Origin of the sequence: Nocardia sp. JMUB6875 (assembly GCF_041154655.1) — a bacterium.
GTDB lineage: Bacteria > Actinomycetota > Actinomycetes > Mycobacteriales > Mycobacteriaceae > Nocardia.
On the sequence record NZ_BAAFGR010000151.1, the window covers coordinates 1 to 19594 of the forward strand.

Annotated in this window: 18 protein-coding genes and 1 pseudogene; 14 read left to right on the forward strand and 5 right to left on the reverse strand. The window is 68.5% G+C overall.

Features of this window, described 5'->3' with window-relative positions:
- From ACAM49_RS30530 to ACAM49_RS30540, 3 genes and pseudogenes are all read left to right on the forward strand, one after another.
- A pseudogene (locus ACAM49_RS30530) lies at positions 1-249 on the forward strand (hypothetical protein); the annotation flags it as partial.
- A 68-nt stretch (positions 250-317) separates the two neighbouring features.
- Positions 318-770 (forward strand): MarR family winged helix-turn-helix transcriptional regulator, encoded by a 453-nt coding sequence (locus ACAM49_RS30535; RefSeq protein ID WP_369639016.1) that lies wholly within the window; start codon positions 318-320, stop codon positions 768-770.
- A gap of 34 nt (positions 771-804) precedes the next feature.
- A complete protein-coding gene (locus ACAM49_RS30540) occupies positions 805-1386 on the forward strand; it encodes a hydrolase (protein WP_369639017.1) in 582 nt (193 codons plus the stop codon).
- Between the two features lie 12 nt (positions 1387-1398).
- Here ACAM49_RS30540 and ACAM49_RS30545 read toward each other — a convergent pair whose 3' ends face one another.
- From ACAM49_RS30545 to ACAM49_RS30555, 3 genes are all read right to left on the reverse strand, one after another.
- Entirely contained in the window at positions 1399-4224 is a 2826-nt protein-coding gene (locus ACAM49_RS30545; protein WP_369639018.1) for a hypothetical protein, read from the reverse strand.
- 117 nt (positions 4225-4341) lie between these two features.
- A complete protein-coding gene (locus ACAM49_RS30550; protein ID WP_369639019.1) occupies positions 4342-4710 on the reverse strand; it encodes a P-II family nitrogen regulator in 369 nt (122 codons plus the stop codon).
- On the reverse strand, positions 4710-6137 hold the full coding sequence (locus ACAM49_RS30555; RefSeq protein WP_369639020.1) for an ammonium transporter: 1428 nt from the start codon (positions 6135-6137) through the stop codon (positions 4710-4712). The genes ACAM49_RS30550 and ACAM49_RS30555 overlap by 1 nt, the downstream gene beginning before the upstream one ends.
- Positions 6138-6454: 317 nt before the next feature.
- Between ACAM49_RS30555 and ACAM49_RS30560 the strand changes: the two genes are divergently transcribed.
- The 10 genes from ACAM49_RS30560 to ACAM49_RS30605 all read left to right on the forward strand — a co-directional run bounded on the left by ACAM49_RS30560 (position 6455) and on the right by ACAM49_RS30605 (position 17973).
- Positions 6455-7717 carry a hypothetical protein gene (locus tag ACAM49_RS30560; RefSeq protein ID WP_369639021.1) on the forward strand — a complete coding sequence of 421 codons (1263 nt, stop codon included), beginning with the start codon at positions 6455-6457 and terminating at the stop codon, positions 7715-7717.
- Positions 7714-8685: a glutamate ABC transporter substrate-binding protein gene (locus tag ACAM49_RS30565; RefSeq protein WP_369639022.1), complete on the forward strand. Its 972-nt coding sequence runs from the start codon at positions 7714-7716 to the stop codon at positions 8683-8685. The genes ACAM49_RS30560 and ACAM49_RS30565 overlap by 4 nt, the downstream gene beginning before the upstream one ends.
- Positions 8686-8692: 7 nt before the next feature.
- A complete protein-coding gene (locus ACAM49_RS30570; protein WP_369639023.1) occupies positions 8693-9874 on the forward strand; it encodes a hypothetical protein in 1182 nt (393 codons plus the stop codon).
- Positions 9871-12294: a tetratricopeptide repeat protein gene (locus ACAM49_RS30575; protein ID WP_369639024.1), complete on the forward strand. Its 2424-nt coding sequence runs from the start codon at positions 9871-9873 to the stop codon at positions 12292-12294. The genes ACAM49_RS30570 and ACAM49_RS30575 overlap by 4 nt, the downstream gene beginning before the upstream one ends.
- Entirely contained in the window at positions 12291-13394 is a 1104-nt protein-coding gene (locus tag ACAM49_RS30580; protein WP_369639025.1) for a PP2C family serine/threonine-protein phosphatase, read from the forward strand. The genes ACAM49_RS30575 and ACAM49_RS30580 overlap by 4 nt, the downstream gene beginning before the upstream one ends.
- Complete coding sequence (locus ACAM49_RS30585) at positions 13391-14677, forward strand: VWA domain-containing protein (protein ID WP_369639026.1); 1287 nt, start codon at positions 13391-13393, stop codon at positions 14675-14677. Before ACAM49_RS30580 ends, ACAM49_RS30585 begins: the two co-directional genes overlap by 4 nt.
- Entirely contained in the window at positions 14677-15324 is a 648-nt protein-coding gene (locus ACAM49_RS30590; RefSeq protein ID WP_369639027.1) for an FHA domain-containing protein, read from the forward strand. Before ACAM49_RS30585 ends, ACAM49_RS30590 begins: the two co-directional genes overlap by 1 nt.
- 52 nt (positions 15325-15376) lie before the next feature.
- Positions 15377-16402: a phosphatidylinositol-specific phospholipase C gene (locus tag ACAM49_RS30595; RefSeq protein ID WP_369639028.1), complete on the forward strand. Its 1026-nt coding sequence runs from the start codon at positions 15377-15379 to the stop codon at positions 16400-16402.
- A gap of 102 nt (positions 16403-16504) precedes the next feature.
- Positions 16505-17140 carry a hypothetical protein gene (locus ACAM49_RS30600; protein WP_369639029.1) on the forward strand — a complete coding sequence of 212 codons (636 nt, stop codon included), beginning with the start codon at positions 16505-16507 and terminating at the stop codon, positions 17138-17140.
- Positions 17141-17217: 77 nt separating this feature from the next.
- Complete coding sequence (locus ACAM49_RS30605; protein WP_369639030.1) at positions 17218-17973, forward strand: SDR family NAD(P)-dependent oxidoreductase; 756 nt, start codon at positions 17218-17220, stop codon at positions 17971-17973.
- Here ACAM49_RS30605 and ACAM49_RS30610 read toward each other — a convergent pair.
- Positions 17970-18521, reverse strand: coding sequence for a hypothetical protein (locus tag ACAM49_RS30610; RefSeq protein WP_369639031.1), 552 nt, complete (start codon positions 18519-18521; stop codon positions 17970-17972). The two genes, ACAM49_RS30605 and ACAM49_RS30610, sit on opposite strands and share 4 nt — an antisense overlap.
- Before the next feature lie 43 nt (positions 18522-18564).
- Positions 18565-19026, reverse strand: a complete 462-nt coding sequence (locus ACAM49_RS30615) for a hypothetical protein (protein WP_369639032.1) — start codon at positions 19024-19026, stop codon at positions 18565-18567.
- 84 nt (positions 19027-19110) lie between these two features.
- On the opposite strand from ACAM49_RS30615, the gene ACAM49_RS30620 reads away from it, so the two are divergent.
- The coding region (locus ACAM49_RS30620) for a TetR/AcrR family transcriptional regulator (protein ID WP_369639033.1) at positions 19111-19594 on the forward strand (484 nt) is incomplete at its 3' end.

Here is a 19594-nt window from a genome sequence, read left to right on the forward strand (position 1 = left end):
CTCCCACCCGGCGGCCGCCGAGCCGGAATCCTCTCCCACGATTACCGCCCCAGCCTCGTCGGCCTCGAAACCCGCCAGCACACCGGCTGGCTCACCGTCTCCGACGATCGAGTCGTCTACGCGCCCCACACCGAATCCGGCTTCTACGCGCCCCCGAACAAGACCGTTCTGCTCCTCGCCAACGGCTTCCTCGCTCGTCGAGGCCTCCGAGCCGCGGCCGCGGACGGCCTCCTCGACGCTCTGACCTGACCCATCGCTCGCACTCGATTTCGACAGGCAAACTTGCAAGTTTTGCTGTCTTCATGGATGCTGTCCCAGTGAGCGCGAAGCGTCAGGGCAGGTCCGAGGCCGAGGTGGCCGAGGCCGCCGGTGAGCTTCGGGTGGTGGCCAGCCGGTTGTTGCGGCATTTGCGGGCGGCGCGGGCGGGGATCGAGATGACGCCGTCGCAGGCGGTGGTCTTGAGCCGGCTCGGGTCGGAGGGCGCGATGTCGGTGGCGGATCTGGCGCGGGCCGAGAAGGTCCGGCCGCAGTCGATGCGGACGACGCTGGGTGCTCTCGAGGAGCGGGGGCTGGTTGTCCGCGGGCCGCACCCCACCGATCAGCGGCAGGTGTTGATGTCGTTGAGCGAGGAGGGGCGGCGGCTGTTGCGAATGGCGCACGACGCCAAGGAGGACTGGCTGGCCACCGTGATTCTCACGAAACTTTCGGCCGCCGAGCAGGATTCGCTGATCTCCGCGATTCCATTGCTGGCCCGGCTGGTCGAGGAATGAACGGAATCATCCACCGCTAGAGAGGGATTGGCTGTTGACGTCGAATCTGTTGGATCCGAAGTCCGCGCTGGTATTGATCGACCTGCAGCGCGGGATCACCGCGGCGCCCACGCAGCCGCACGCGGCCGAGGATGTGGTGGCGCGGGGAGCGCAGTTGGCCAAGGCATTTCGCGAGCAGGGGCTGCCCGTGGTGCTGGTGCGGGTCTCCTGGGTGGACGGCGTCGATATGCCGCCGGGGCGCACCTTGCAGGCGGGCGGCGGGAATTACACGCCGCCGCAGGGGTGGGACGAACTGGTCGAAGAGCTCGACGCGCAGCCGGGTGATATCCGAATCACCAAGCGGCAGTGGGGCGCTTTCTACGGCACCGAACTCGATCTGCAACTGCGTCGCCGCGGGGTGACCACCATTGTGCTCGGCGGCATCGCCACCAGCATCGGCGTGGAATCCACCGCGCGGGCCGCGCACGAGCACGGCTACAGCGTGGTCGTGGCCACCGACGCCGCCGCCGACCGGGACACCGCCTCCCACGACCACTCGATGGAGAAGATCTTCCCCCGCCTCGGGGTCACGGCGACGACCGAGGATGTCTTGACCGCCCTCGCCGATCTCTCCTGACCACGCGGCGGATCAGTGGGAGTGTGCCCGGGACCAGAGCGCGGGCCAGCCGCCCGGGCCCAGCCAGGAGGTCGGGATCCGCAGACCGTGAGTGGCGATTCGGGTCCAGAACGCCTCACTGTCCGAACCGAATTCGCCGATGCCGAGTTCCAGCACTGCCGGCCAGGCGGTTTGCCAGGGGCCGGTCGGGTCGGACAGGGACGTGACCGGGTAGCCGGGGACGGTGACGGCCCGGGGCTCGCTGATCGTGGTGAGCGGGATGCGGAGGTCCGGTGCGAGAGTGGTCGCGAGGATCAGCGGGCACAGCAGGTCCGCGAGCGGATTTCGGACGAGGGCGTGGGCCAGGGCCGGATCGTCGGCACGCGCGAGGCGGCCGAGAGCGGCCCGCACGCGCAGACCGACCAGATCCGTGGTGCGGGCGAGGGCGATGTCGGGGTCTTTCACCATGGCGCGCAGGGTTTTCGACGGGATGGGTGCGTCGGCGCGCAGGGCGGCGAGTCGCGGGTAGCGCGCGAGCAGGGCCGGGTCGAGGGCCTCGAGGGCGGCCGCCAGCGGCCGGGTTCCCGAGGCCGTCCATAGGCGGGGCAGGGCGGACGGATCGGCGGCGAGGGCGTCGGCGCAGATTCGGGTCAGCCGGTCGGCGGGTGAACGACGTAGGGCGGTCAGGGATTTCGGGTCGCCATCGCGGTCACCGGCCAGGGCGGTGAGGACTCGCAGGCCGGGCTCGGACTCGACCATCGCCTTGCTGGCCGCGTCGCGCAGCAGCGGCGCGACCTCACGCAGCGGGTTGGGTGCGCTGCGGCGAACGCGGGCGGGCGGTGCCGTGTCGACCGGGTCGGCGGGTGCGGGCTCCGGCTCCGATACCTTCAGCGTCGCCGCCCATTCCCGGAGTGCCTGGTGCACAGCGGGATCCGGGTCGCGGTTGAAGCGTCCCGCGATCTCGCTGACGAACCAGCCACGACCGCGACGCAGCTGGGCATTGACGACGATCACGTCCCGCTCGTCGCGCAGGGCGAGCAGGATGCTGCGGCCGTGCACGGCCTCCCGCTGATACCACGGTCCGGCAATGCAATTGCCCATGTAATCCGACCATTCCGCGAGGCGCCCCGCCGTCCGCGCGAACTGGATGCGCAGGCCGGTCCCGGGCAACATCGTGCCGTCGTGCGCCAATACCGCCTCGGGGATCTCGAATTCGCTTGTCAATGCCTGCGCGACGGCTCCGCCGCGCATCAGCCCCTCGCACAGCGAATTCCAGTCCCGGCACCGGCTCGGCGCTGCCGCGCCGAGGGCCAGCAGCTGCGCAGCCCCGGCCACCGCGAGCGGGATCGACTCCGTGCGCGGGGTGAGCGGATCCGGTTGCGGCGCGGGCGGATTCGTATCGAACATCGGTACCCGATACGCGGGCACGGAAACCGCACCGGCATGCCCGAGCGCCCGGGCCATGGCGTCGGCCAGGTCCGCCAGCCAGAGCAGATCGCAACCAAGGTCGACGGCCGACGCGTCCTCATCGAGCCGATCGGCGAGGCTCGGCTGATCGCGCTTGCGCACCAACGGTTCACAGTGCCAGTGCTGCGGCGAATGCCGTGCGGTGTAACCCGCCGCCGCACGCCAAGCCCGCAGCGAGCCGGAATCCCAGGTCTCGGGCAGCGATTCCCTGGGCAACGCGTACCGGAGCAGATCGACGACCTCGTCCTGCACGATGGTCGCGTACGCGAGCGCGGTGCACAGCCGGGTGCGCAGGAACCGTTCGAAGGCCGCGCCCCGCAGCTGCTGCTGCCGCAGCGCGGTATCGATCTCGCGCACATGGCCGATGGGCCGGGCGGGCAAGGTGGTCAGCTCGCCGACCGGACGCCGGGCCTTGTTGATCTCGCTGCGCGTTAACAGCGCCGAGACGGCCTCGAGCTCGCCGCGCACCCGCGCGATTCCGACGTCCGCGCCGTGCTCGTGCACCGCGACCGCGGCCCGCAGCAGCACCGTCGCCGCCAGCGCGTCCTGGATCAGCCGTTCGACACAGTGCTTCCAGTAGTTCCGCCAGGTGGGCCGGAACTGGATCGCGTGCAGCACCGTGAAGGGCCGATAGTCGTGATCCTGCACCAGCTCGATGGCCTGGGCCTCGGCGAACTGCCGGTAGCGTGCGCGCAGCGGCTCCAGCACCGTCAGATCGTGCGATGCGGCCAGCCGCGCCCGCGCGAGGCCGGCGAGCTGCCCGGCGCAGACCTGCTCCCACAGGTCCAGCAGCAACTCCAGACGCCGTGGGCCCGAATACTGTTCGAGCACCCGGCGCAGATTCGCGGCCAGCACCGACGGCACACCCTCGGGCATCGGATCGACCCCGTCGGGCGTCCGCAAGGCCAGCACCCGCACCAATTGCTCGGGCCCGAGCACATCGGCCGCCGCCGACGCCAGAACGACCGCGGCCCACCGACCCTCACCGATCGCCTGCTCCGCCGCCGCCCCGACCGGTTTGGTGGCGGCCACCCCGAACAACGCCACCAGTGTGGCGGTGCGCTCCCCCAGCCGCCACGCGCCACCCAGCTTGAGCACCCGTAGCGCGGCGATGACCGCGTCGCGCCGATCACCGGTGGCCCCGGCCAGCCGCGCCGAGACGAATCCCTCGCCGAGATCGATTCCGGCACCGGCGATCACCGTGCCCCCGGCCTCCACCAGCCCGGCCAGATCCGCGCAGGCGATCGCCACCCGCGCCGGATCGCTGTCGCGCGCCCCCAGCACCACGGCCGCGCCCGCGGGCCCGTCATGGCCGACCTCCTCACCCGTCTCGATCAGCCAGGCCCGCCGATCCCGGTCCGCGATCACACCGAAGGCCAACCGCACTGCCAAACTCGAACTCCCACCGGTGAATTGCCGCGCGTTCACGCCACGACTCCCGCCCCGACCTTACGATCGGGGCGGGAGCTCGGCAATCGATTTCGCGAAGGCGACCGGGCTTCGCACCGTTCACAACCGCCGGGCGTCGGTCATCCAGATCTGGATGTTCGAGGACCGGTGGTTGGTCCCGATCCGCCCGATCATCCGGACCAGATCGGTGACATCCTCTGCCCGGACCAGCAATTCGACCCGCAGTCCCGCACTGACATCGGTCTCGAACCGCTGCCCGCGATAGCTCTCGACGCGATTGTCGCGGTCGTCCACCCGGTAGACCTGGGTGACCACCATGCGCCGCACCCCGAAGGCGGCCAGGGCCTGCTTGATCTGATCGAACAGGCCGGGCGGCACCACCAGCGTCAACAGCTTCGCGTCCGCGCCGCCGCCCGGGTCCATGATGTGGTCACCGATCAGGCCGCCCAGGTGCAGCGGCGCCGACATCAGGATTCCTTGGCCGGAATCTCCGCTCCGTCCTGTTCCACCGGCGCTTGCGGTCGTGGCGGCGGCTTTCGCAGCGCCGGCGATTGCGCGTGCACGAGCGTGTCGTCCGGGTACGCCTCTTCCTCATGGGCTCCGATATCGCCGGTCTCGAGCACGTCATCGGACATCCGCAGGCTCATGAACAGGCTGAGCACCTTGAGGATCACGAAGGTGACGAAGGCATCCCAGACGATGACCGTGGCCGCCGCACCCGCCTGCCACAGCAGCAGTTTCGGATGATGCCCGTAGAGCCAGCCGCCGTAGGTGGCGTCGGGTGCGCCGCCGGTGCCCAGGTACACCTTGATGTGCGGGTCCGCGAACACGCCGACCAGCAGGCCGCCCGCCAGACCGGCCACGCCGTGGGTGTGGACCACGCCGAGGGTGTCGTCGACCTTGCGGAACAACCGGGTGCGCCCCAGCTTGTTCCACGACAGCCACACCAGCGTCGAGGCGATCAGTCCGATCATCATGGCGGCGAAGCTGTTCACGAAACCGGCCGCCGGGGTGATGGCGACCAGACCGGCGATCATGCCGTTGACCGCGCCCAGGAAGTTGGGCCGCCGCGACGGGCCCGCCAGCATGTCCCAGACCACCCAGGCCAGCACCGCGCACGCGGTCGCCAGGTTCGTATTGATCACCGCGAGTGAGGCATCCGATCCGGAGAAGTACGGGTCACCGCCGTTGAAGCCGTTCCACCCCAGCCACAGGATGCCCGCCCCGGCCGCGGCCATGGGCAGGTTGTTCGGCACCGCGCGTTCGCGGTCGCGCGCCAGCCGCGGCCCGATGACCGCGGCCGCCACGAAACCCGTGGTGCCCGCGGCCAAGTGGATGACGTACCCGCCGGAATAGTCCAGCGCCCCCATCTGCGACCACCAGCCGCCGCCCCAGATCAGGAAGGCGTTGACCGAGTAGGCCAGCGTCGACCACAGCGGAACGAAGATCAGCCAGACCTTGAAATTGATCCGCCCGATCACGCTGCCCAGGAACAGCAATGGCGTGATCGCCGCGAACACGAACTGGAAGTACACCAGTGTGGTCTCGGAGAACCGGAAGTTCGGCATGAGCCCGTCGAGCAGCGGAATAACCGCTTGCTCTTGATTATTCGATCCCAGTACGGTGTGCGGTTTACCTATTGCGGCCCGCAATATTCCTGGACCGAGCTTGATGGGCTCGCCGAACCCCATCTTGAAGCCCCACAGCACCCACACCACCAGGACCAGCGAGAATCCGGTGAATGCCATGAGCATGGTATTGACGGCCCATTTGCGTTGCACCAGACCGCCATACAAGATCGCGATACCGGGTATGCTCATCAGACCGACGAGGGTCGCGGCTACCAACTGCCAGGCATTGTCGCCCGGGTTCAGCCACTCGGGATACGGGACCATTTTTCAGCGCTACCTCACCGCGGGGCGGGCAGGCACCAGACCCGCTCCAGCACTAAATTATGTTGTGGCATAAGGTGTCTAGCGTCACATCGGGTGAACCAAGTGTTGTGCCGGAACGTTTCCCGGCGATTACGCGCGGTTAAATCTGGATTTCGTGGTCTCGCGCGCGAATGCACGTGCATTCGAAATGAACGGTTCCCCAATAAATTCCGACCGGTTGGAACTCGAGTGACAGGGTGCGATCACTCCCGTACGATCTGGCTACGGGGAGCACCGGCCGGTTCACCCGGTCATCGATACCAAACGGGGGATTGAGGTTGAGGAGTCGTCTTCCGGCGACCATGCGCAATGCCGCGCAGTGGACGCGACGCTTCGCGCGCACCGCGCCGGGTGTCATCGGTGCGGTGGGCGCCGCCCTCGCACTGCTCGCGCTGATCGCCGGACTGGTGTCGGCGAACGCGCAGAGCGCCAAGATCTCTCGCCACGACACCGCGCTGGCGCACACCGAACCGCTGGCGAATGCCGCGCAACGGCTCTACGTCGCCCTGTCGACGGCCGACGCCGCGGCCTCCACGGCCTACCTCTCCGGCGGCGTCGAATCGCACGAGGTGCGCACCCGCTACGAGAACGCGCTCACCGATGCCGCGGCCGCGCTCGCGGAGGCCACCACCGGCGCCTCCGACACCCGCACGCGCGAGATCCTCGGCAAGATCTCGGCCGAATTGCCCACCTACACCGGCTATGTCGAGGACGCCCGGGCCAACAACCGCCAGGGTCTGCCGGTCGGTTCGGCGTATCTGCGGCAGGCCTCGGCGCTCATGCAGGGCTCCATCCTGAAGAACGCCGGTGAGCTGCAGACCATTCGCCTGAACCAGCTGCACGGCGACCAGGACGCGATCACCGGGCTGCCGCTGTGGGCCTCGGGTCTGCTGGTGCTCCTGCTGGCCGCCTGCGGCGCGGGCTCGTGGGTGCTGCTGCGGCGCACCAACCGCTGGGTCAACGCGGGCGTGGTGACCGCGGCCGGGCTGACCGTGCTGGCGCTGCTGTGGATCCTGGCCACCACCATCGCGGCGTCGGAGGCCATCGACACCGGCGCCACCGCCCGCTTCGAAAAGCTGGCGCAGGCCCGGATTCTGGCCCAGCAGGCCCGCACCGAGGAAACCCTGCAGCTGATCACCCGCGGCAATCTGGACGCCAGCGAGCAGCGCTTCGCCGCCAGCAGCGATCAGCTGCGCGCGGACCTGACCGGTCTGCTGCGCGCGGATTCGCCCGCGAGCAAGGCCTTCTCCGGCTGGCAGGACGGCCATCGGAAGGAGGTGGCCGCCTATCTCAGCAACAACTATCGCGGGGCGGTCGACCAGTCGATCAAGGCCGACGGCACCGGTTCCGCGGCCCAGTTCACCGCACTCGACGAGGCCCTGAAGGCCGAACTCGAGCGCACGCGCCAGGAAGTGCGCGACGATGTGAACACAGCCGGAAATGCCCTCACCCTGAGCCCGATCGGCACGCTGGCGCTGCTGCTGGCCGCGACGGCCGCCATCGTCATCGGGGTGTGGCCGCGGTTGAAGGAGTTCCTGTGAAGACGCGGATGCGGATGCTACTGGTGGCGGCCGTGGCGCTGCTGGCCGCGGCGTGCGGGTCGACCCCGGCCGCCGAGCCCTTCCAGCTGCCGCCCGAGAACCGGCTGCCGGTGGGCGCGAAGGTGCTCACGCCCACTCCAAGTCAGCGCGCCGACATGTCGTGCAACCCGCTCGCGAGTCTGCGCCCGCAGGGCGCGCAACCGCAGCCGGGCGCCATGCCCGCCGGGTCGACCATGGCCAACATCGTCGCCAGCGGCAAGATCCGGGTCGGGGTGAACCAGAACGAATTCCTGTTCGGCTACCGCAATCCCGCCACCGGCGATATCGAGGGCTTCGATATCGACATCGCGCGCGAGGTGGCCCGGGATCTGTTCGGCGATCCGAATCGGGTGGAGCTGCGGCCCATCGAGACCTCGAATCGGGTGCAGGCACTGGCCAAGGGCGACGTCGATATGGTGGTGCAGAGCTTCACCCCGACCTGTGCGCGACGCCAGGACATCCAGTTCTCGTCGGTCTACTTCGATACCGATCAGCGGGTGCTGGTCACCAAGGGGTCGGGTATTCGGTCGGCGGCGGATCTGGGTGGCAAGAAGGTCTGCGGCATTCCCAATTCGACGACGCTGGACGCGGTGTTCGCACTTCCCCAGCGCCCCATCGTGATCGGCATCGAGAATTGGCTGGACTGCCTGACCGCGCTGCAGCAGGGGGAAGTCGACGCCGCCAGCACCGATTTGCCGCTGCTGTACGGATTGAAGATCCAGGATCCCAATCTCGAGGTCGTCGGCGGGGCCATGGCGGCGGACAACTACGCCATCGGAATCCAGAAGGACAAGACCGATCTGGTGCGTTTCGTCAATGGCGTGCTGGAGCGGATCCGCAATGACGGCACCTGGCAGCGGCTCTACAACGAGCGTTTGAGCGTGCTCGGTCCGTCCAATGGTCCGCCGGCGCCCCGATACAGCGATTGAGCCGGCCATGCACGGGAATCCTGGGCACATTCTCAGCGTCGCCGAAATAGATCGTGAAATCGCCGAGCGGGCACGCGAAATCGAGCACATCGCGGCCACCCTGGTCGAATTGGACAAGCATCCCGGGCTGGTGCTGCTGCGCCGGTTCCCTCCGATCGGGGTGACCGAGCAGCGGTGGGCGCCGGCGCGCGCGGCGCTGGAGGCGATGTGGGAGGACTTCGGCCGGTTGGGGACCGTGCTGGATCGGGCCAAGGCGGCGCGGGCCCGGCGGCGGCTGGACGCGCTGGATCGCGAGGAGCTGACCCAGCTGTTGCGCGGGCGGCCGGTCGAGGTGGCGCGGCACACCATCCCGATGGCGCAGCGGTCGCTGGGCGGGCCGCGGGAAATGGTGGAGCTGATCGGCATCGCGGAGATGCTGGATCGGATGCGGGCGGCGTTCCCGATGGTGGTGACGGTGCTCGACGCGGTCGAGGCGGTGAACAACCGGGTCATGTCCGATATCGCGCCGCTGCAGGCGGAGCTGGACCGGGTCGGCGCCTCGATTCCCGAATTGCGGTCGCTCGCCGAGGAAATGGATGTGCTGGCCACCCAGGTCGCCACCGATCCGCTGGCACTCGGGCCGGATGTGCTCGATCGCCGGTTGACCGACCTGGCCCGGCGGATGCGTGAGGCGACGACGGTGCTCACCGAACTGCGTGCCATGTCGGCGGATTGGGACGGGGCGGTCGAGCAGGTGCGGGCGCGGGTGGAGACGTTGCGCCGGACCTATGAGCGCGCGGACCATGCGCGGGTCGAGGTGGAGCGGACCATTCTGGCCGCGCCGCTGCCCCGGCAGGCCGACGACAGCGCGGTCTACGGGGCGGAATTGACGGCGCTGGAAGCCAATCCGCCCGCACCGACCGCGCTGTGGGAGTTGCGGCACCGGCTGGCCGCGGCCCTGGAGGCGGCCAATCGCAACGAGCAACTGGCCCAGGGGCTGCTCGACCGGCGCATGGAACTGAAGGGCCGCTTCAGTTCCTATCGCGCCAAGGCCGCGCGACTTGGTGTCGGCGAGGACCAGGATGTGCTGGCCTCCAGCCGAATCGCGGCGGGGCTGCTCTCGCGGCGGCCCTGCGATCTGGCCGCGGTGACGCGGGCCATTACCGATTATCGACAACTCATCGTGCAGAAAACGGGGAGGCGATCATGAACTGCACCGAACCCGGCTGCACCGGGACCATCGAGGACGGATACTGCACCGTCTGCGGCACCGCCCCGGCGGCGGGCGGCGCGACCGCCTCCGGCGACGCGGGCGAGGCGGAGACGGTCTCCGCGCCCTCGGATCGGTGTGCCGAACCCGGTTGCACCGGAACGATTGTCGACGGCTACTGCGATGTGTGCGGAAGCGCGCCCGTCCCGGCGTCGGCGATGGCCACCACCGCACGCGACACCGGGCATTCGCCGTCCGGCGTCGGAGCGACGGTCAGCAGCCCCGGATCGACGCGCAGCGCCGGGGCCTCCCGCAGCGGGCGGTCGGTGAAGACCGGGCGATCCGGATCCACCGGCGGCAGTCGCGGACGCCTGGGCGCGGGCATGGTCAAGGTACCGTCGGTGCCGCGCAAGGATCCCGCCGAGGCCGTCCTGACCGACCCCGAGGTGCCGGAACATCATCGCGATTGCGGCAAGTGCGGGCGCCCGGTCGGCCGCAGCCGCGACGGCAAGCCCGGTCGCACCGAGGGTTTCTGCCCGCACTGCGGCACGCGATTCTCCTTCACCCCCAAGCTGTCCCGCACCGATATCGTGGGCGGCCAGTACGAGGTGCTGGGACCGCTGGCGCACGGCGGACTGGGCTGGATCTATCTGGCGGTGGATCACAAGGTCGACGATCGGCCCGTGGTTTTGAAGGGTCTGCTCAATACCGGCGACGCGGACGCCATGCGGGCGGCGGTCGCCGAGAAGCGGTTCCTGGCGCAGGTCGATCACCCGAATATCGTGCGGATCTACAACTTCGCCGAGGACACCGGGCCCGACGGCAAGCCGGTCGGCTACATCGTCATGGAGTACGTGGGCGGCAAGTCGCTCAAACAGCTGCTGCGCGAACAGCGCACGGTCGATCAGCGGTATCTGACGCCCGCGCGCGCCATCGCCTACATCCTCGAGATGCTGCCCGCGCTGGAGTACCTGCACGATCACGGGCTCGCCTACTGCGATTTCAAGCCCGACAATGTGATGCAGACCGAGGAGCAGCTCAAGCTCATCGACCTGGGTGCGGTCATACCGCTGCACGATCAGACCGAAACCATCTACGGCACACCGGGATACCAGGCCAAGGAGATCGCGCACACCGGGCCGACCATCGCCTCCGAGGTGTACACGGTGGGGCGGACGCTGGCGGCGCTGGTCATGCGGATCCCGCCGGTCAACGGCGAGCTCGGTCCGCTGCCGGGTCCGGACACCGAACCGCTCATGGCGCGGCACGAATCGCTGTACCGATTCCTGGTGCGCGCCACCGACGCCGATCCCGACGCCCGCTTCACGTCGATGACCGAGATGAGCGATCAGCTCACCGGGATTCTGCGCGAGGTGCTGGCCGAGGAGGACGGCCGTCCGCGCCCGGGGCTGTCGACCCGGTTCGCGCCGCCGCGTGCGGTGTTCGGCGTCGGCGACCGGGTGCCCGACGATCCGCGGAAGATCATTGCGGCACTGCCGGTTCCGCTGGTCGATCCCAGCGACAGCGGTGCGGCCCTGCTCGCCTCCACCAGCGCGGTCACCCCCGAGGATCTCGAGCGCGAGATCACCGCGGGTCTGGCCTCGGTGGTCACCGGCCGCGAGGAATCGGTCGAGATTCCGCTCCGATTGATCCGTGCCGCACTGGAATTCGGCGATGCCGACGACGCCCTGCGCCGCCTCGACGAGGTGGCCGACACCTTGGAGGGCGACTGGCGTTTGGCCTGGTTCGCGGGCCAGGCCCGGCTGCTGCAACGCGACTGGCCCGCCGCCGCAGCCGAATTCGACGCCCTCTACAGCGCCCTGCCAGGCGAGGCCGCTCCCAAGCTGGCGTTGGCCGTGACAGCGGAACTCATGGCCGTCAACTCGAACGGCAACGATCCCGGCCCGGCGCGCGAGCGCGCGGCACGCTATTACGACATGGTCTGGCGCACCGATCGCACCTTCACCAGCGCGGCCTTCGGGGCGGCGCGTGTACGGCGCGCGGTCAGCGACCGGGCCGGGGCCGTCGAGGTGCTCGATCAGGTCGACGCCGCCTCCGCCGTGCACACCGAGGCCGGGGTCACCGCGGTGGAGACCTTGCTCGACGTGCCGGAGGCCGATCAGCTCACCGAACAATTGGTTCGCGACGCGGGCAAGCGCATCGCTAATCTCACGCTCGACTCGAAATACCGTGCCGCACAGGCGCGGATGCGGGTCCTGGACGCGGCGCTGCGCTGGCTGCGCCTGGGCAGGGTGCCCACCGACCACTCCCCGCTGCTGGGAGTGGCGCTCGATCAACAAGGGGTACGCACCGGTTTGGAACGTTGTTATCGCGACCTGGCGCACGAGACCGAGGACATGTGGGAACGCATCGCCCTGGTGGAGCAGGCCAATGTGCTGCGCCCGAGGACCGTCCTGTGACGGCCCGCTGCCCCGGTTGCGGCACCTTCGCCGCCGACACCGACCGCTTCTGCGAGGCCTGCGGCCGCAAGCTCGGCGTCCGGCTGATCGCACTGCCGCCCAAGGAATTCCGGCCCGGCTCCGGCTCGACCGTGCCGGTCGCCGAGGCCGCCCGCAATGCACGCATGGACCCGGTGTCGGGGACGACCGCCACCTTCGAATCCAGTCCCGCGACCGACTGCACCGGTTGCGGCGGCACCGAATTCGATCCGGACGGGTACTGCTCGTCCTGCGGTGAACTCGGGCCGGAGCGGGATCGCTTCGAGGCCGATCTGGGCACCACCTGCCTGGTCACCGATCGCGGGCTGCTGCACGCCCGCAACGAGGACGCGGTCGCCGCGGCGGTCGTCGAGGGCGCGAATCCCGAGCGGCCCGCCGCGGCGGTGATCACCGTCTGCGACGGGGTCTCGACCTCGGAGGATCCGCAGGCGGCCTCAGGCGCGGCGGTCCGGGCGGGCCTGGACGCCTGCCTGACCGCGCTGTCGGAGGACCTGCCCGCCGAGGACTGTGTGATGGCCGGGCTCACCGCCGCCGCGGCCGCGGTCAAGGCGGTCGGGACGCCGGACGGCAAATCGCCGTCGTGCACCTATGTTTCGGCCATCGTGCAGTTCGAGGCCGACGGCGGCGCGGTCGTCACCGTCGCGAATGTCGGTGACAGCCGGGCCTATTGGCTCTCCGGCGACCCGCAGCGGCTCACCGTCGACGACACCCTGGCCCAGGCCATGGTCGACAACGGCCTGCTGGACGCCGACACCGCCATGGACGGCCCGCACGCGCACGTGCTCACCCGCTGGCTGGGCGCCGACAGCGAACACCAGTGGTCCGCCAATTGCGTTCGGACCCTGCGCACCACCGAGCCCGGCGTGCTGCTGCTGTGCAGCGACGGGCTGTGGAACTACCTGCCCGAAGCGGCGGCCCTGTCCCGCTTCACCGGCACGCTGCCCGCCCTGCCGGCGGCGCGCGCCCTGGTGGAGCACGCACTGGGGGCGGGCGGGAAGGACAACATCACCGTCGCCCTCGTACCTGTACCGTCCCGAGCATCAACAGGAGACACCCCGTGACTTCCGCTGAGAACAAAGGCCTTTCGGTCGCCGTCGACCAGAACGAGTTCCTCGCCGAGGGGGCGCGCATCGTCGACGCCATCGTCACCGTGGAGGCCACCGACGAACTGGTGGTCGCCGCCACGCCGCAGGATCGGGTGGAGATCCTGATCATCGACACCTCCGGATCCATGGGCGGCTCCGACAAATTCGCGCACGCGCGCCGGGCCACCCTCGCGGCGCTGGACGTCATGCCCGACGGGACCCGCTTCGCCATCGTCGAGGGCACCGACAAGGCGCAGGTCGTATATCCGCGCCAGGGGGCCTCGGCGATCGCCAGCCGGCAGGAGCGGGCCAACGCGCGGCACGCCCTCGACAAGCTGTCCCCGCACGGCGGCACCGCCATGGGCACCTGGCTGGGGTTGTCGCGGCTGATCGCGCAACAGCATCCGGGGGCGATGGTGCACGCCATCCTGCTGACCGACGGCAAGAACGAGCACGAGAAGCCCGAGCAGCTGGCGCGGGAGATCCGGGCGTCGGAGGGCGTGTTCACCTGTGACTGCCGCGGCGTCGGATTCGACTGGGAGGAAAAGGAACTGCGGGCCATCGGGTCCGCGCTGCACGGCACCGTCGATATCGCGCCGTCCCCGGATCTGCTGGCCCAGGATTTCGCGTCGATGATGGAAACCTCGATGGCCAAGGCGATTCCGGATCTGACGCTGCGCATGTGGACGCCGGTGGGCACGCGGATCGTGTTCGTCAAGCAGGTCGCGCCGTTCATCGAGGATCTCACCGGGCGGCGCACCGAGCTCGGGCCGCAGGTGGGCGAATACCCGCTGGGCGCCTGGGGCGCCGAGGATCGCGACTATCACGTGCAGCTGGAACTGGAACCGGCCGCGCCGGACCGGGAGAAGCTGGCCGCGCGGGTGAGCGTGCTGGCCGACGGCGAGATTCTCGGGCAGGGTCTGGTCAAGGCCACCTGGACCACCGATACCGACAAGTCGGCGCGCATCAGCCGCCGGGTCGCCCACTACACCGGGCAGGCCGAACTGGCCCAGGCCGTGCAGGAGGGACTCACCGCCCGCAAGCACGGCGACGAGGCCACGGCCACCGCGAAACTCCAGCGGGCCTACCACCTGGCCACCTCGTCCGGCAATGAGAACACCGCCAAGCTGCTGCTCAGCGTGGTCGACGTGGTGGATCCGCGCACCGGCACGGTCCGGCTGCGGCCCGGCGCCGACGAGGACGCGATGGTGCTCAGCGTGCGCTCGACGAAAACGGCTCGCGTCCGCAAGGAACCGTGATGGCGTTCTGCACCGAGGGACACGAATCGACCGCGACGGACTACTGCGATATCTGCGGGGCGCCGATCGGCGTGCAGCTGGGCGCGGTGCTGCCGACCACGCTGTGCCCGGAGTGCGGGGCGCCCGCGGAGGGGCGGTTCTGCGAGAACTGCGGGCACGATTCGGAAATGCCCGCGCCGCCGGTCCTTCCGGTCGCGGAGCGGGGTGAGCCGGAGTCGACGGTGGTGAACACCACCGAGACGGTGTGGGTCGCGACCGTGTCCGCGGATCCGGCCCATTACGAGCGCATGCGGGCGCAGAAGGGGCCCGATCTGGAGCGGGTCGACTTTCCCGACTACTACCCGGATCGGCGAATCGCCTTGACGGGGCCCAATATTCTGATCGGCAAGCGGAGTGTGTCGCAGGGGGTGCATCCGGATATCGATCTGTCGATCGCTCCGGCAGATATCGCGGTATCGCGGTCGCACGCGATTCTGCACATCGACGGGGAGGGTGTGACGGTCACCGATCTGGGGTCCACCAACGGCACCTGCCTCAATGACAGCCCGGATCCGATCCCGCCGAAGACGCCGGTGCCGTTGCGGGACGGGGATCGCATCCATGTCGGCGGGTGGACCACGATCACGGTGAATCTCGAAGCCCAGTAATTCCGGTAAACCAGCGATCTTGGTCTCGCGTCCAGGTTAGGCTCCCCGCTCTATGAGCCTGACCCGGAGAGACTTCGCCCGCACCACCCTGGCCGCCGCCGTCGGCGCGGCCGCCACCGCGTTGACCGGTACTGCGGCGCAGGCGGTTCCGCATCCGCGGACCGTCGGCGCGCCGCCGCAGGCGTGGATGTCGGCGCTGTCGGACGCGACCTCGCTGTTGCGGCTGACCATTCCGGGCACCCATGACTCCTGTGCGGTCGATCCGGCCAATGGCACCGAATGGGCGCACACCCAGAATTGGTCGCTGCCCGATCAATTCGCGCACGGGATCCGGTTCCTGGATATCCGCTGCAACGGGCTGCAGGGGCACACCTCCGACTCGTTCGGGGTCTATCACTCCGGGTTCTATCAGGGCATCACGTTCGATGCCGTGCTGGATCAGTGCCGGACGTTCCTGTCCCGCAATCCCGGTGAGGTGATCATCATGCGGGTCAAGAAGGAGGACGGGACCACTAACGATGTCGGCGCGGACTTCGAGCGGATCTTCAAGGGCTACCTGGATACCAAGGGCTACCGTTCGCTGTTCTGGATGGAGAACCGCATTCCGGCCCTCGGCGAGGTGCGCGGGCGGATCATTCTGATCGCGCAGTTCGGCAACTCGCTGGGCTGTCTGCAATGGCCGGGCGGCGATAACGGGGTTTTCACCACGGATCGCTTCTATCTCCAGGACCGGTACAAGAACCGCGGGCTGGCCGGATTGGATTCCGGCTCTTCAGATCTCGGCTCCTCCAAGTCCGGTTCCGGTACCGGCTCCTCCGGCGGCGACAAGTTCGGCTATGTCAGCGACTGCTTCGACAAGGCGGCCGGCGACCCCTCGAACACGCTGCAGTACATCAATTTCACCAGCTTCGCCGACAATGCCTGGCCCAAGGACAATGCCGCCGCCATCATGCCCAAGGTCGAGGCGTATCTCACCGCGCATCGCGGGCAGCCCGCGCACTTCGGCATCATCCCGATGGACTTTCCGGACCAGTTCCCGGAGGTGCTGAACCTGCTGTTGGAGCGCAACCTCGGTTGATTCGGTGTCAGGAGGTGCGTCAGGGCCATGTCAGGGCGGTGTCAGTCGGGCCGGTGAAAGTAGCCGGCATACCAACTGATTCACCTACCGCAGGAGCTCACAATGACCACCTTCCAGACCCCCGAACCCATCGCCCTCGCCATCGAGCTGGGCTCGGCCGACATCACCGTGATCGCCTCCGATCGCACCGACACCATCGTCGAGGTCAAGCCCGCCGATGCCGCTAAGAAGGCGGATGTGCGGGCCGCCGAGCAGACCGAGGTCTCCTTCGCCGACGGCACGGTGTCGGTGAAGGCGCCCAAGAATTGGCGCGCCCATGCCCCGTTCGGCGGCAACCCGTCGCTGGCGGTCACCGTCCGGGTGCCCTCCGGTTCCCAGGTGAACGCGCATGCGGCGGTCGGTCACCTGGTGGGCATCGGCCCGCTCGGCGACAGCGAACTCGAATTGTCCATGGGCACCATCGTCGTGGAGCAGCCGCAGGGTTCGGTCACCGCGAAGATCGCCAAGGGCGACATCCACATCGGCGAGGCGGCGCGCGGCGTTCTGCGGCTGGAGGTCTCCACCGGTGAGATCGAGGTCGGCATCCACCCCGGCAGCGCGGCCCGCCTGGAGACCAATACTCCCAAGGGCGCGGTCCACAACCAGCTGGCTCCGGCCGCCGGGGCGCAGGACACCGTGGACATCCAGGCCCGCAATGCGTGCGGCAACATCACCATCCGCAACACCGTCACTGTCTGATCCAAGTCGGGCTATTTTGGAACACGTTCTACACGGGCGGCGTTCCAGGACCGCCCGGGTCATGGATTGGAGAAGGTATGGCTGGCACCGATTCCGGGCGCTTCGAGGGCCGCGTCGCGGTCGTGACCGGAGCGTCCTCCGGGCTGGGTGAGGCGGTGACCCGGCAGCTGCGCGAGGGCGGCGCGAAGGTGTTCGGTGTCGGCCGTGACAAGGCCCGCCTCGAGTCCGCCCTCCAGGACGGAGACGAAACCGCCTGGCTGGCAGCCGATCTCACCGACCCCGCCGCCGCCACCGAGGTCGTCGAGGCTTGCGTCGACCGCTTCGGCGGCCTCGACATCCTCGTGAACGCGGCGGGCGCCCACACCATGCGCCACACCGCCGAGGTCACCGACGCCGACTGGCAGCACGACCTCGCCATCAATCTGAGCGCCCCCTTCTACCTCTCCCGGGCGGCTCTCCCCCACCTCCTCGACCGCTCCGGCTGCATAGTCAACGTCTCCTCCATCGCCGGTCTCGAAGGCCAGGCCTACTCCGCCGCCTATTGCGCCGCCAAACACGGCCTCATCGGCCTGACCCGAGCGATGGCCCTCGAATTCGACTCCAAGGGCATCCGCATCAACTGCGTCTGCCCCGGCGGCATGACCACCCCCATGGTCCAGAACTTCACCTTCCCCGAAGACCCCGACTACACCCTCATCATGAAAATCGCTGCCGCCCGAGGCCTGATGGACCCCGCCCAGGTCGCCAACGTGATCACCTTTCTTTGCTCCCCCGAAGCCTCCGCCGTCCACGGCGCCATCTACACCGTCGACAACGGCAAGATGTCCCTCTAGGCCGCAGCCTTATTGGCCAGCCACCGCGAGGTGCTGGGCCAGAACGTCAGCACCAATTGGGCGACATTGAACGCGGCGCCGATGATCCCGAAGATGGTGAAATCCCAGTTCACCGAGACATTGTCGCCGCCATAGTCCCGAACGAAGTGGTTGTGCATGGCGATCGTGAGCCCGATCGAACTGACAAGTGTCCCGATGCCCCCGATCCCCAACAGCACCTGAGAGATCCGCTTCCGCATCAACATCAGAATCCCCCCAACCAGCAACAGCACCCCAAACCCCACAGCCACCAGCAAGAACAGCTTCACCCTGCCCCAGAACCCGCTGGGGTCGAGGTCCGGATCGGTTTGCATCAAAGGCAATGCGAGAGAACCGAGTACGGCCCGAGCCCCGCCCAGCAGACTCAAAACGGCCGCCAGTATCGCCGTCACCGACCTGGACGACGGCGGGACCGGCGACGGACCATACGGATACGGACCATAGCCATACTGCGGATACGGCTGCCCGCCCCCTCGATACGGCTGCTGCGGGCTCTGCGGACCGGACATGACGAACTCCCCACCGATGTAAAACGATCTGCTCCGCTGCAGCCTAGGCCAGCGTCGAGAACTCTTCGGTATGAACGAGTTTTTGCCAGCGGCGGTGCCGGTAGCGGTAGATCGCGGTCGCGATTCTGGCGACGGCCGGTGTGAGGACGCCAGCGTCGATATCGACGGAATCGCTGTATGTGCAGGTATTTTCATCGATTGGTTCGGCATGGAGGGTGTGGTCCCAGGAGCGGAGGACACCTCCGCGCTCGCGGGTGCGGATCGTGCGGGTGGGCGCGTCGACCTCGATTACCTCGATGGTGTGCCGGTAGGCGGGAAGCACATGGAATGCGAACAGCCAGCCCGTGCCGCGGTCGCCCGCCCGCAGCGGTTCGATCCGGCCCGCCACAGCGGGAACGGCGAACAGGCCTCGGCATACGTATGCGAAGGTGGCGGGTGACAGCATCGCGGACCAGACCTGGTCGACATTGGCAGGCAGAACAGATTCGACTCGAACCGTGCGCATAACAACCCCTTTCGGTGTTAGGTTTACCTAATTCTGCGAGCGATCAACTGCCCTGACTACTCGCATATCCGCAGGGGGTGGAGCATGGCGCCGACGGATCGATATCGAGCGCGTAAGCAGCCGAAACAGGAACGCTCCCAACAGACTCGGCAATGGATTCTCCAGGCGGCGGCTCACGTTTTCGCCGAACGCGGGTACGCGGGCGGGACCACCAACCACATAGCCGAACGCGCAGGCCTCTCGGTCGGCTCGGTCTATCAGTACTTCCCGAACAAGGACGCCATTCTGCGCGCGTTGATGGACGACCACCTCGACGCCGGAGCCCAACTGCTGACCGATCGCATCGCCGCGGGCCTGCCACCCCGCCTCGAGGACACCCTCCGCCTCTTCGTCCGAACCACGATCGACCACCACCTCGACAACCCGCGCCTACACCGAGTCCTCTTCGAAGAAGCCCCCCGCGCCCCCTCATTCCTGGCCCGCCTCCACGAAGCCGAGAACCACCTGACCGCCCTGATCACGCACCTCTTCGACCACTACCCAGAGGTTCAGACCCCCAACCCAGCCC